This is a genomic window from Flavobacterium sp. R1_16 (assembly GCF_057652095.1).
On the sequence record NZ_JBYFCG010000001.1, the window covers coordinates 821,816 to 834,467 of the forward strand.

A 12,652-nucleotide genomic window follows, 5' to 3' on the forward strand; every position below is an offset into this window, starting at 1 on the left:
ATTTATAAGTACTTAACAGGATTGGTATTTTCTTCTGATAAAATGATTCCGCCCACAGGCGAGACGGGTGCAAAATTAAGAATTTTTTTTCTAAGAAAATCAACAATATAATTTTTTGTGTAGCGTTCACTTTCAAAATGGCCAATATCAGCTAAAAGCAGCTGATTTTCAGCTTCATAAAAATTGTGATACTTTAAATCAGCTGTTAAAAAAGCATCTGCTCCAGCAGCAATTGCATTTTTTATGGCAAAGCTTCCAGAACCACCAAGAACAGCTACTTTTTGAATTGATTTTCCTGTGAATTCAGAATGTCTTATGCTTTGTGCTTGCATTTTTTCTTTAACAAATAACAAAAAGTCTTTCTCATTCATGGGTTTTTCAAGTTGTCCAATCATGCCAAGACCAATGTTTTGATGCGTATTTTCTAATGAATAAATTTCGTAAGCAACTTCTTCATAAGAGTGCGCGTTGAAAAGTGCTTTCAGAATCTTTTGCTCTAAATGTTTTTCGAAAGTGACTTCAATTTTGATTTCTTTATTCTCAACAAATTCGAAGCGTTCTCCAATTTCTGGGTTACTACGTTCATTTCCCATATAGGTTCCTATGCCTTGCGAATTGAAGCTACAATTTTCATAGTTTCCAATGGTTCCAGCTCCTTCATTAAACAAAGCATTTCTGACTTCTTCAGCATTTTCTGGTAGGGTATAGGTTACCAATTTTCGGATGTAGTTTTGCTTAGGAATTAAAAATTTAGGTTTGATAATTCCCAAAGCATCACAAAATAGTTTGTTTACACCATTCTGATGATTATCAAGTGCAGTGTGAAGAGCATAAATGGCAATATCATTTTTAATTGCTTTGATGACTGCCCGCTCCACATAATTTTTACCTGTAATTTTTTTTAAACTTGAAAAAAGTATAGGGTGAAAACAAACAACAAGATTGCATTTTTTTGAAATTGCTTCATCTATAACATTTTCTAGTGCATCGTGACCAACTAAAATTCCTGTTATTTCAGTTTCTGGATTTCCTACTAGCAATCCAACATTATCAAAATCTTCTGCATAAGCTGTTGGCGCAAGCGTCTCGAGTAGGGATGTGATTTCTTTTATTGTGCTCACTTTTAGAGTTTTTTTAATTTTTTAAATTATGTTGACCATGAATTAAGATATTCTTTGATAGTCCATGTTTCATTTACCTTCTCCATCAAAAGTACAGTTCCACTATTGTGTTCTATGTTTCTAAAAAAGACAACTTTGACTAAAGCGATTGTGCCCTTTGAGTAATAAATAGGCTTGTTAACTATCATTAATCGTTGATTATTGAGATTCAAACGCTTTGAAATTTCTTGGTATTTTTCAAGACTCAAACAGCTATTAACTTTTGATTTTAATTGATTTTTATCAGAGGTAAAGATTTGTTCTAGTTCATTTGACCAATCTTTCTCGGGACCATTATCGTTAATTTTGATTTGAATTTCTGAAAGGAAATCTTTTGGTAACTTTTTTCCTTTTACGGCTTCAATTAATTCTTCATTGTTTTTGGGTTGATTGCAGTATAAATAAAGCAATTGACTTCGTCCTTTATAGACTGGTTTTTCATTTTTGTAATAGTTTTCTAAAATGGTTTTTAAAATCAATTGATTTTGATTTTCTTGACCAAATGACCATTGAAAAAAGAGGCAAATAATGCACAAATTAATGCCTTTTAGACTAATCTTTAGCGATGGTTTCAAGGATAGAAATTTAAATTATTTTTTCTTTCAAAGATAAAATATTATACATTCGTAGAATGATATTTTTGAGAAAAATACTGTTTCCGTTTGCAGTTTTGTATGGATGGATTACACAATTTAGGAATTTCCTTTATGATAGAGGTATTTTCAAATCGTATACTTTTGATGTCCCGATTATTGCTGTTGGAAATTTGAGTGTGGGCGGCACTGGAAAAACACCTCAAATAGAATATTTAATCCGATTACTTTCAGATAAGTACAAAGTAGCTACATTAAGTCGAGGCTACAAAAGACAATCTAAAGGCTTTATATTAGCCAATGCAACTTCTACGGCATCGCAACTTGGTGACGAACCTTATCAGTTTTTTAAAAAGTTTCCAAATATTGATGTCGCTGTTGATGCCGATAGAAAGAACGGAATTGAACAATTACTTTCGTTACCAAAAAAACCGGAAGTTATTTTACTTGATGACGCTTTTCAGCATAGAAAAGTGAAGGCTGGTTTTTACATTCTGTTGACATCTTATGATGATTTATTTTGCGATGATTTTATTTTGCCAACGGGGAATTTGCGCGAGGGTAGAATCGGAGCCAAAAGAGCTGATGTAGTTATTGTAACAAAATGTCCAGAAACAATTTCACAACAGGATCAAGAGAGAATTATGCGTAAAATAGGAATTGACAAACCCATTTTTTTTAGTTCTATTGCTTATGAAGATTCTGTTTATTCTCTTGGTAATTCTCTGAAAGTAAGTGAAATAAAAACTCTTACTAAATTACTTTTGGCTGGAATTGCAAAACCTAAATCCTTTTTTGCATATTTGCAGAATGAAAACGATATAGTAATGAAATTTTCGGATCATCATCATTTTAGTGAAGATGATATTGTTAACATAAAAAAGAAAGCTAAAAACAATTTAATTATTACAACTGAAAAAGATTTCGTGAGGCTAAATACAAGTATCTCAAAAGAACAACTTTTTTATCTGCCAATTAAAACATTTTTTGTTTTCGGTGGTAATGATTTTGATAAAACAATTTTAAATTATGTGGGAAAAAGTACAAGAAACAGTTAGTTATATACAAGCTAAAACTAATTTCAAACCAGAATATGGGGTAATCTTGGGGTCAGGTCTTGGTGGATTTACAGGTGATATCACTATTGAGCATACACTTCCCTACAGCGATATTCCAAATTTTCCTGTTTCTACGGTGCAAGGTCATAAAGGAGCATTAGTTTTTGGAACTATTGGCGACAAAAAAGTAATGGCAATGCAAGGAAGATTTCATTTCTATGAAGGCTATGACATGAAAGAAGTAACTTTTCCTGTTAGAGTTATGAAATATTTAGGAGTTGAAAAGTTAATCGTATCTAATGCATCTGGAGGTGTAAACAACAATTATGAGGTAGGTTCAATTGTATTGATAAAAGACCACATTAATATGATGCCTGAGCACCCATTACGCGGAAAAAATGAAGAGCGTTTTGGACCTCGATTTGTTAATATGAGTGAGCCTTACAGTAGAAAAATGCTTTTGAAGGCTAAAGATTTGGCTAAAGATCTTGGAATTACAGTTCATGATGGAATTTATTTAGGTTTACAAGGGCCAACTTTTGAAACTCTTGCAGAATATAAAATGGTCAAAATTTTAGGTGCTGATTGCGTCGGAATGTCAACAGTTCCAGAGGTAATTGTAGCGTGCCATATGGAAATGGAGACATTTGGAATATCTGTAATTACTGATATGGGTAATGAAGATAGCATTGATACTGTTAGCCATGACGAAGTTTTGGAGGCCGCCAAAAAAGCAGAACCACACGTTAGAAACCTAATAAAAGAATTGATTAAGCAGTATTAATTAGGTTGCTAAGTTTTGAGCAACAGCCTTATAGAACTCATCTGGTTTGAATGGTTTTGTAATCACGTCATTCATTCCGTAAGATAATAGCATTTCTCTATTTTCATTTAATGATATAGCAGTTAATGCTATTATTTTTGTCTTTTTGTCAAATGTTCGAATAGTTTGGGTTGCAATAGTTCCATTTATTCCGGGTAAATGAACATCCATTAAAACAACGTCATACTTATTGTTTTTAACGGCTTCAATGGCATCTTCTCCGTTATCAATAACCTCACAAATCATTCCTTTGTTTTCTACCATTTTCTTGGTAATCATTTGATTGATTTTGTTATCTTCAATCAAAAGTACCTTTTTGTCTTTAAGAATGATATCGTCATAATCTACTGCTTTTTCAGTAATGATTTCGTTTTTACCAATTTTAAAACTTAAATCAAATTTGAAAGAAGAACCTTTCCCTACAATACTCTCTACTTCGATTTTTCCTCCAAGAATGTCTACTAACTTCTTAACAATAGTTAAACCCAGACCTGTTCCGCCGTATTTACGATTAATTTCTATAGAGCCTTGGGAGAAACTATCAAAAACAGATTCTAATTTTTCCTCTGGAATTCCAATACCAGTATCGAGTACCTCAAAATGAATGGCTGTAAATTCTTCGTTTAATTCAGTTGTTTTTAAGATTACTTTTACTTCGCCATTTTTTGTGAATTTCAAAGCGTTATTTACAAGATTTAAGAAAATTTGAGATAACTTAGTTGGGTCGCCAATGAGAAAATCGGGTATGCTCTGGTCAATGTCAATAGTGAAAGCATTGTTGTTTATTGAGGCAAGCTCTTTTAGAGAATTTTGAATGTTGCCCAATAGTAATTTTAAATTAAAATTGATGTTTTCTGTTTCAATTGCGCTCGATTCAATTCGGTTTATTTCAAGAATTTCATTGATGAAAGTAAGTAAATAATTTCCCGAAAACTTTAATGAAGTCAGGTAATTCATCTGTGATTCTTTCGGGTCTTCTTCCAATAGTAAGTGGGTAATTCCGTTTATAGCGTTCAAAGGAGTCCTCAATTCATGACTCACAGTCGAAAGAAATTCTGCCCTAGCTTTTGAGGCTTTTTCGGCTTTTTCTTTTGCTAATTGGAGTTCGTTATTTTTTTCTTTTAACAGTAAGTTGGATTTGTTTCGGATAATATTATTCTTGTACAACGACAAGCTCAAAAGAGATAATATAGAAATCAAAGCAATGGCAAGAATACTGATTAACTTGGCTACTTTATTCGCTTTTTGTTGTTCTTTATTTTCTCTATCCATTTGTTCGATGGTTTTCATTCTTTCGCCATCTTTAAATTCAGCATAGTCTTCTGAACCTAATTTTTTAGTGTTCAATGCTGATATGCTGTCTTTTAACTGAATATATTCTTTGAGATATTTATGGGCTTTATCTATGTTGAGTAATTTTTCATAAACCATACTCAATGAAAATAAAATTTTCGATTTTTGCTCCATATTTTTATCCAAAGCATTGAGATCGTAGGCTCGTGTTAAATAGTTGAGCGCCAAATTTTTTCGGTTATTTTCTAATTCTATTTTCCCAATTTGATACAGAGCCTCAGCTTTAGTTTTGAAAATATCTTGTGAATCGGGCTTAGCTATAATTTGATTAAAAATTGGAACTGCTAGTTTGTATTGCCCTTTGGCTTTGTAAACAATTGCTTTTTGAAGATTCAACAATTCAATAGCACTTGTAATCTTGATCGAAGAATAAATTGTTTTTGCCTTATCAAAATAAGTATCTGCTTTTGAAAATTCACCCTTTTCCATAAAGCACAAACCTAGTTTATAATAGGCGTACGCTTGTTGACTAGATGGACTAAAAGTATTGTACTGAGCAATACTTTTGTAGTAGGACTCTATGGCATCGTCGTATTTTTTTAAATCAAAATATAGTGATCCAAGAAGAGAAAATCCTCTAGCTTCAGCTTTTTTGTTTTTTGTTTTTTTAGCATAATCAATCGCTTTTTGGGCAAAAGAAAGGGAAAATTTATAATTGTTGGTTTTGATGTTAAAGTTAGAAAGTTCAATATAGTAATTTATACTATCTATCTTAACAGTATTTTTCTTTTGCCTTTGTGCAAATGCAAATGAACTTAAAAGGATGCAAAAGAAAAAAATAGACCTCATGAATTACTTATAATTTGTTGTTCAAGGGTTTAAATATAATAAATTATTTTTTAATCATTAAACTTATTAAGTCAATAATTCGTGAAGAATATCCAATTTCGTTATCATACCAGCCTACGACTTTAACCATTTTATCGATTACTGAGGTTAATTGGGAATCAAAAAGACAAGAGTTAGTATTTCCGAGTATATCCACAGAAACAATTGGGTCTTGAGTGTAAGCTAAAATACCCTTGAGCTCGTTTTCGGATGCTTTTTTAAAGGCAGTATTAATTTCTTCGATAGAAACCTGTCGTTTTACATAGCAAGTAATGTCGGTCAATGAGCCATCGGGAACTGGAACACGAATACCACTACCTCCAAATTTCCCTTCAAATTCGGGAAAGATTTTTGTTAAGGCTTTTGCAGCTCCGGTCGTAGTTGGAACTATAGACTGGCTTGCGCCTCTAGCTCTACGCAAATCTTTATGAGGTTGGTCGTGAAGACTTTGATCAGTAGTGTAGGAGTGAACAGTGGTGATGTAGGCTTGTTCAATTCCGCACAATTCACTAATGATTTTAATCATTGGAGCGGCATTGTTTGTGGTACAACTGGCATTGGATACAATAGTTTCTGTTCCGTCAAGTATCGAATCATTTACGCCTAGAACAACCGTTTTTATGGTATCCACTTCTGATGGTGCGGAAAGAATTACTTTTTTGGCTCCAGCCAAAATATGAGCGTTGATTTCATCAAAAGTTTTGTATTTACCTGTAGATTCTACAACAAGGTCAATATTCAAGGATTTCCAATTTAGATTTGGAATGTTTTTTTCATGAAAAAACAAGTATTGTTTGCCTCCAACCCAGATAGAAGTTTCGTCATAGGAACATTCCTCTGACAAAACACCATGAATACTGTCGTATTTGATTAAATGCGACATGGTTCGGTTATCGGCAATGTCGTTAATGGCAATAACTTCAATAGTTGGATGATTCAAAAGTAATCGGAAAAGATTGCGTCCAATTCTTCCAAATCCATTGATTGCGATTCTTGTTTTCAAGGTTTTACAGTATATGTTTTGCTGCTTTGTAAGAGGAACGAACTAGAGCGCCACTTTCAACATGTCTAAAGCCTAGTTCAAGCCCAATTTTTTCATATTTTGCAAATTGATCAGGAGTAATGTATTCTTTTACTGGTAAATGTTTTTTGCTCGGTTGTAGGTATTGACCAATGGTAACTACATCTACGTTGGCTTTGCGTAAGTCGTGTAGTGTTTGAATTACTTCTTCCTCAGTTTCTCCTAAACCTAACATGATGCCTGATTTGGTTCTGTTGATTCCTTTTTCTTTCAGGTAGCGCAATACTTCTAAGCTTCTATCGTACTTGGCTTGAATACGAACTTCACGAGTCAATCTTCGAACAGTTTCTACATTATGTGAAACTACTTCTGGATTGGCTTCGACAATACGGTCAATATTTCTTTCTATTCCTTGAAAATCAGGAATTAGGGTTTCTAAAGTTGTTGTGGGATTCATTCTGCGAATGGCTTTTACGGTTTCTATCCAAATAATGGAACCTCCGTCTTTCAAATCGTCTCTATCTACACTTGTAATCACCGCATGTTTGATGTTCATGATTTTAATAGAGCGAGCTACTTTTTCGGGTTCATCCCAATCTACCGTCTCTGGACGACCTGTTTTAACACCACAAAAACCACAAGAGCGCGTACAAATGTTTCCTAATATCATAAACGTAGCTGTACCTTCTCCCCAACATTCACCCATGTTTGGGCAACTTCCAGAGGTACAAATCGTGTTTAGGCTGTATTTATCAACTAGGCCACGAAGCTCAGTATATTTCTGACCAATAGGCAGTTTTACTTTGAGCCATTTTGGTTTAGCTACAGGTAATGTATTGTCTAAAACGGTTTCCATAGTAACAATTATTGAAACGCAAAGATACGCAATGGAATGAGAATTGGAATTGGTTTTTTGTTAATTTCAAGTTAGAGTTAGTAGAGCTTTCTTTTTGGGTTTACTGTGCTTATTTTGGATTTTTAAAAAAAATGAATAAGACGATTTGTTTTAAAACTATTTTGATTGATAATGCTAAGCAATGGTTTTCGCGTAATAGTGGGAATTATTCTTCGGTTAGATTTATTTCGTTTTTGTTTATTCCGTTCAAGTCCATAATTGTAAAAATAGTTTCTTCCGTTTTTTTACAAAGTTTTACCATTTTTTGAACGTTTATATCCTCTACATTCTCAAAATGCTTTAATGAAAATGAATAAACATCGTTTAGGTCAAATGTATCTTTTAAATGACTAAATTCATTTGACATTGCAAGATTTATTATTTGCTCAAAGACGATTTCTCTGGCTTCAATTAAGTTGTTTATTTTTTCAATTATTTGTTCTCTATAAGTCAGATTCATAATTACTTGCCTTTAAAAAATGCAAGTTCTAAAGCTCTGTTTTCAGTAATTTCATAGCCAACTTTTTGGTTCATTAGTTGGTAAAAAGTTTCGAAGGTTTTTTCAGTTTTTAATTTTTCGATTAATTCAATGTAGTCAAGATAAACATTTGTTTTTTCAAGTTTATATTTATGAGGTTCTTCATTGTTTAAAAATCGAAAAACTCTGCTGTCCCAAATTGCGTATTGTTTTGGGTTAATGAAGTGTAATAGTTTTGATGTTCCGACAAGAGAATTGTTAAATGCTCTTTTCAAAGTTGCAAGCTGCTCTTCATTTATTTTTTGTCCATTTTTTACTTTGTTTAAAATCGAAAGTAATTTTTCGGGATTTTCGATTTTAATTGATTTTAAAATTGTTGGCATCCATGAATACGTAAAACTTATTCCGATAATTAAGTTTTCCAAATTTATTGTTTTAAGGTTTTTGAAATAATTCAAGAAGTGTGGATAGGACAGAAGATAATTTTCTTTAGTTGAATCGAAATTATCTGCAATTTTAGTTAGTTGTTCAATAATTTCTTGACTAGATTTTTCGCATGTTTTCATTGTTTAGTATGTTTGAAAAGGAGATCAGCTAACTATTTTATAAACAAAACTTGCCAATCTATTCAGAAAGATATACACGAAGTCATGTTTCGTATTATTCCCAAATATAAATAAAATTACAAATCCTTTTATTTTCTTCGAGACAATTTATTCCATTATAACCGTTATGGGCAGGTTGTAGGAAGTACGAACAGGTTTGCCGCTAATCATGCCTGGAGACCATTTTGTCTTTAGTGATTTTAATACTCGAATTGCCTCCTTGTCTAAACCATAGCCAGGATTATTTTTTACATGGATATCAGTCATACTGCCATCTCGTTCAATAACAAAGTACACATAAACTCGAACCGTTTTTTCCTCATTAAGTTCAGGCTTTTCAAAATGGTTCCCAACATAGTTGTAAAATTTACTAATTCCTCCTGGAAATTCTGGTAGTTTGTCTAATGTAGCTGTAGTATTGATTAAACTCTCTGTGCCAGTTGTAGGAGCTACTCCACCAGTCTCCGTTGAATTTGAAGTAGTTGCACTTGTTCCAACTGTTGCCGTTGCATCGGTATTTGTATTGGTAGGAGTTTCAGTATTCTTGGCAATATTTTGATTTGCCTCTGTAGGTTTAACCACTACTGGATTGATGAGTTGTTCTTTTTTGATATCATCCGCAATTTGTTTTTTTGCTACAGGGAGAACGAACTGTTTTTTTTTAGGGACAATAGGATGAATATCACTCAATATAATGTGCGTGTCAATAAAATCGGGAGTTTCAATCTTAATTTTTTCGGGTGTTGTAATAAGGTTGATTAGTGCAGAAATACTAACAAGGCTCGTAACAATTACTACTCCCATGAAAAGAGCCAATAAGGTGGTTTTATCACTGTCTTTTCTCAATTGATAAGCGCCATATTCTTTGTTTTTGCCTTCGAAAACAATATTAATCCAATTGCTTTCGGTGATACTTAATTTTGACATAATTAAATGGTTTAGAGGTTAAGTATCAATTAGTCATAGGCAAAAATTGTTTTAACAGATAACGTTACAATTTTCTGTTTTATTGTGGACTTAATTTTTTAGCGCAATTGAGAAGGTTTACTTAACGTTTGTTCTCGATGATTTCTGCCAATAATTTTTTGGCGCGTAGTAATTTAATCTTAACGTTATTCAATGGTTCGCCAAGTTGGTCGGCGATTTCTTGGTAACTCATTTCTTGAAAATAGCGCAGTTGAATTACTTCTTGATAATGAGGTTTTAATTCTTTGATATACTGAAGTAATTGCGATAAATTTTGTTCTGTGATTAGTTCATCTTCTGCCGATGGAGTAGAGTCGGCAACATTATAGGCTTGGTTGTCGTCTTCATCAGTGATGTCGATAAAAAGAGAAGATTTCTTTTTGCGAAGTAAGTCAATATGAACATTTTTAGCAATGGCAATTAGCCAAGTATTGAATTGAAATTCAGGATTGTAAGTGGCAATTTTGTCAAAGGCTTTAGAGAAGGTTTCTATAGTAATATCTTCGGCATCCGTTTCATTTTCTGTTCGTTTTAACATAAAACTGTACACTTCACTCCAATAGAAATCCAATAGAAAAGTAAAGGCTACTTGGTCTCCTTTTTTTGCTTTTTCTATGTTTTTTTTTATTTCCAATGTACTGGTTTTGAAAAAATATTTTTGAAAAAGATATTGAGTTGGGTAAAGATAAGTACTATTTCAATAATTGGGAACCAATACATTACGTCTTTTTCTTTTAATTTTCCTGATGAAAACCCAAGAGTAATCCATGTAAATAGATAACGAAATCCTATCAAACTCAGAACAATAATCCACTGGAATTGAAAGGCTAGTAAAAGTATGGGAAGTAAAATGAACAACAACTGCGACACATAAAACAGAGATAGATGTGCTCTATCGAAAAATTTGTAAAATTTGGCCGTTGAGACATGTCTGCGTTTTTGGTCAAACCATTCTTTGAATGTTGTTTTAGGTTGTGAGTAGGTAAAACTTTCAGGTGTATAACAAACGGTTGTATTTTTTCCTCTAGCAGCTTGATTAATAAACAAGTCATCATCGCCAGAACGGATTTTCATATGTTCAATAAATCCGTTTACATTGAAAAATTCTTCTTTTTTGTAAGCTAAATTTCGACCTACTCCCATATATGGATGTCCCATTTTAGCCCAAGAAAAGTATTGAACAGCAGTCAGCATCGTTTCAAATCGGATTAATTTATTTAGAAAGGAACCTGGAATTTTTTCGTAGGCACCATATCCTAAAACGATGGTTTTTTGTTGGGTAAAGTGAGAGCTCATTGCCGCAATCCAGTTTTTTGAAGTAGGGTAGCAATCTGCATCAGTAAACAAGAGATATTCTTTTTTGGCGGCTTTAATTCCTAGAGTTAAAGCAAATTTTTTATTGCCCCAAAAAGCTTCATTATTGATCACTTTTACTAAGCGAACATTAGAATATTGTTTTTCGAATCCTTCAAAAATTTCTAAGGTTTCGTCACTTGAAGCATCATCAATCAGAACAATCTCGAAGTCTGGATACTCTTGTTCAGCTAGCAGCGGAACGAATTTTGTTACATTTTCAGCTTCATTTTTTGCGCAAACAATAACTGAAATAGGAATTTTTTTAAGAGTACTCTTTTGTGTTTTTGTAAATGCAAACTTCCCAAAAACAATCAGATAGTAAAAGAGTTGTATGGCAACGACAAGAATAAACAGGTAAAAAGTAATAGTCAACATATAATCGTATTGTCTTTTAAAATCGTGTGCAAAGGTACAAATTCAATCCCGAATTAAGAACTATAAATTGTGAATTATTTGTTGCGAATTTGAAGTCTAAATTATGTTTACTTCTGCTTCAATATGGATGCCAAATGTCTCTAAAATAGAAGCTTGAATAGTTTTAGCCACATCTAGAATTTCTTGACCAGTAGCTTTGCCATAATTGACTAAAACCAAGGCTTGATTTTTGTGAATTCCAGCATCGCCAAAACGTTTTCCCTTGAAACCTGCTTGTTCAATGAGCCATCCAGCAGGCACTTTGACTTCGGTATCAGAAACTTCATAGTATTTCATTTCTGGGAATTTCTGGTGAATTTTCTCAAAATCAGTTTTTAAGATAATTGGATTTTTAAAAAAACTACCGCTGTTTCCCAATTCTTTTGGGTCTGGTAATTTACTTTGTCGGATTGCAATTACTGCATCAGAAACATCTTTAAGAGTTGGATTTTGGATGTTTCTATTTGAAAGTTGTAGTGATATATCTCCATAGGAAATATTGATTTTATGATGTTGTTTGGTTAACTTAAAAATGACTGAGGTAATGATGTATTGGTTTTTGACCTCATTTTTAAAAACACTTTCTCTATATCCGAAATGGCAATCCTCTTTTGAGAATGTTTTCATTTCTTGATTGGAAATTTTCATTGCATCACAGGAAACAAAAGTGTCTTTTATTTCAGTGCCATAAGCGCCAATATTTTGAACAGGAGTAGTACCTACATTTCCCGGAATGAGCGACATGTTTTCTAATCCGCCAAAGTTTTGATCAATGGTCCAAAGCACAAATTCATGCCAATTTTCTCCTGCTTGACTTTCAACCCAAACATAATTTTCGTCTTCTTTGATGATTTTTTTACCTTTCAAATCGATATGAATAACTAAAGCATCGATGTCTTTTGTCAAAAGCATGTTGCTTCCTCCACCTAAAATAAATTTTTCATCATTAGGATATTGCTCTAAGATACTTCTCAAATCAGCAACAGAATGTACTGCTACAAATTTTTTGGCTTTGGCCTCTATTCCAAAAGTATTGAAGTTTTTGAGAGAAAAATTTTCGTGGAGTTCCATATAATGATTGCTGTTGACGGTTCAAATTTAA

13 protein-coding genes are annotated in these 12,652 nt (G+C 32.8%); 2 read left to right on the plus strand and 11 right to left on the minus strand.

What is annotated here, in order from left to right; translation table 11 throughout:
• Positions 1-2: 2 nt before the first annotated feature.
• Both AC23L6_RS03495 and AC23L6_RS03500 read right to left on the minus strand, forming a co-directional pair.
• Positions 3-1,121 (minus strand): Nif3-like dinuclear metal center hexameric protein, encoded by a 1,119-nt coding sequence (locus AC23L6_RS03495; RefSeq protein WP_487562316.1) that lies wholly within the window; start codon positions 1,119-1,121, stop codon positions 3-5.
• A 26-nt stretch (positions 1,122-1,147) separates the two neighbouring features.
• Positions 1,148-1,735, minus strand: a complete 588-nt coding sequence (locus tag AC23L6_RS03500) for a hypothetical protein (RefSeq protein ID WP_487562315.1) — start codon at positions 1,733-1,735, stop codon at positions 1,148-1,150.
• 56 nt (positions 1,736-1,791) lie between these two features.
• Here AC23L6_RS03500 and lpxK point away from each other — a divergent pair, with 56 nt between their 5' ends.
• Together lpxK and AC23L6_RS03510 are read left to right on the plus strand one after the other, a co-directional pair.
• Positions 1,792-2,811, plus strand: coding sequence for a tetraacyldisaccharide 4'-kinase (gene lpxK, locus AC23L6_RS03505; protein WP_487562314.1), 1,020 nt, complete (start codon positions 1,792-1,794; stop codon positions 2,809-2,811).
• Complete coding sequence (locus AC23L6_RS03510) at positions 2,783-3,595, plus strand: purine-nucleoside phosphorylase (RefSeq protein ID WP_487562313.1); 813 nt, start codon at positions 2,783-2,785, stop codon at positions 3,593-3,595. Before lpxK ends, AC23L6_RS03510 begins: the two co-directional genes overlap by 29 nt.
• Here AC23L6_RS03510 and AC23L6_RS03515 read toward each other — a convergent pair whose 3' ends face one another.
• From AC23L6_RS03515 to murB, 9 genes are all read right to left on the minus strand, one after another.
• Positions 3,596-5,776 carry a tetratricopeptide repeat-containing hybrid sensor histidine kinase/response regulator gene (locus AC23L6_RS03515; protein WP_487562312.1) on the minus strand — a complete coding sequence of 727 codons (2,181 nt, stop codon included), beginning with the start codon at positions 5,774-5,776 and terminating at the stop codon, positions 3,596-3,598.
• A 43-nt stretch (positions 5,777-5,819) separates the two neighbouring features.
• Positions 5,820-6,818, minus strand: coding sequence for a type I glyceraldehyde-3-phosphate dehydrogenase (gene gap, locus AC23L6_RS03520; protein ID WP_487562311.1), 999 nt, complete (start codon positions 6,816-6,818; stop codon positions 5,820-5,822).
• A gap of 4 nt (positions 6,819-6,822) precedes the next feature.
• Positions 6,823-7,692, minus strand: coding sequence for a lipoyl synthase (gene lipA / locus AC23L6_RS03525; RefSeq protein ID WP_487562310.1), 870 nt, complete (start codon positions 7,690-7,692; stop codon positions 6,823-6,825).
• 205 nt (positions 7,693-7,897) lie between these two features.
• Positions 7,898-8,191, minus strand: a complete 294-nt coding sequence (locus tag AC23L6_RS03530) for a hypothetical protein (protein WP_487562309.1) — start codon at positions 8,189-8,191, stop codon at positions 7,898-7,900.
• A 2-nt stretch (positions 8,192-8,193) separates the two neighbouring features.
• The gene (locus tag AC23L6_RS03535; RefSeq protein WP_487562308.1) at positions 8,194-8,775 is read right to left on the minus strand and encodes a hypothetical protein; all 582 of its coding nucleotides are present in this window, start codon (positions 8,773-8,775) and stop codon (positions 8,194-8,196) included.
• A 147-nt stretch (positions 8,776-8,922) separates the two neighbouring features.
• Positions 8,923-9,741 (minus strand): energy transducer TonB, encoded by an 819-nt coding sequence (locus tag AC23L6_RS03540; RefSeq protein ID WP_487562307.1) that lies wholly within the window; start codon positions 9,739-9,741, stop codon positions 8,923-8,925.
• A 121-nt stretch (positions 9,742-9,862) separates the two neighbouring features.
• Positions 9,863-10,414, minus strand: a complete 552-nt coding sequence (locus AC23L6_RS03545) for an RNA polymerase sigma factor (RefSeq protein ID WP_487562306.1) — start codon at positions 10,412-10,414, stop codon at positions 9,863-9,865.
• A complete protein-coding gene (locus tag AC23L6_RS03550) occupies positions 10,405-11,511 on the minus strand; it encodes a glycosyltransferase (protein ID WP_487562305.1) in 1,107 nt (368 codons plus the stop codon). The genes AC23L6_RS03545 and AC23L6_RS03550 overlap by 10 nt, the downstream gene beginning before the upstream one ends.
• Positions 11,512-11,607: 96 nt before the next feature.
• Complete coding sequence (gene murB, locus AC23L6_RS03555; protein WP_487562304.1) at positions 11,608-12,621, minus strand: UDP-N-acetylmuramate dehydrogenase; 1,014 nt, start codon at positions 12,619-12,621, stop codon at positions 11,608-11,610.
• Positions 12,622-12,652: the final 31 nt, after the last annotated feature.

Coding starts and splice junctions, on each gene's coding strand:
- AC23L6_RS03535 (WP_487562308.1), bottom strand. CDS start 8,775: ATGAAAACATGCGAAAAATCTAGTCAAGAAATTATTGAACAACTAACT.
- AC23L6_RS03510 (WP_487562313.1), top strand. CDS start 2,783: ATGTGGGAAAAAGTACAAGAAACAGTTAGTTATATACAAGCTAAAACT.
- AC23L6_RS03540 (WP_487562307.1), bottom strand. CDS start 9,741: ATGTCAAAATTAAGTATCACCGAAAGCAATTGGATTAATATTGTTTTC.
- lipA (WP_487562310.1), bottom strand. CDS start 7,692: ATGGAAACCGTTTTAGACAATACATTACCTGTAGCTAAACCAAAATGG.
- AC23L6_RS03550 (WP_487562305.1), bottom strand. CDS start 11,511: ATGTTGACTATTACTTTTTACCTGTTTATTCTTGTCGTTGCCATACAA.
- AC23L6_RS03515 (WP_487562312.1), bottom strand. CDS start 5,776: ATGAGGTCTATTTTTTTCTTTTGCATCCTTTTAAGTTCATTTGCATTT.
- AC23L6_RS03530 (WP_487562309.1), bottom strand. CDS start 8,191: ATGAATCTGACTTATAGAGAACAAATAATTGAAAAAATAAACAACTTA.
- murB (WP_487562304.1), bottom strand. CDS start 12,621: ATGGAACTCCACGAAAATTTTTCTCTCAAAAACTTCAATACTTTTGGA.
- lpxK (WP_487562314.1), top strand. CDS start 1,792: ATGATATTTTTGAGAAAAATACTGTTTCCGTTTGCAGTTTTGTATGGA.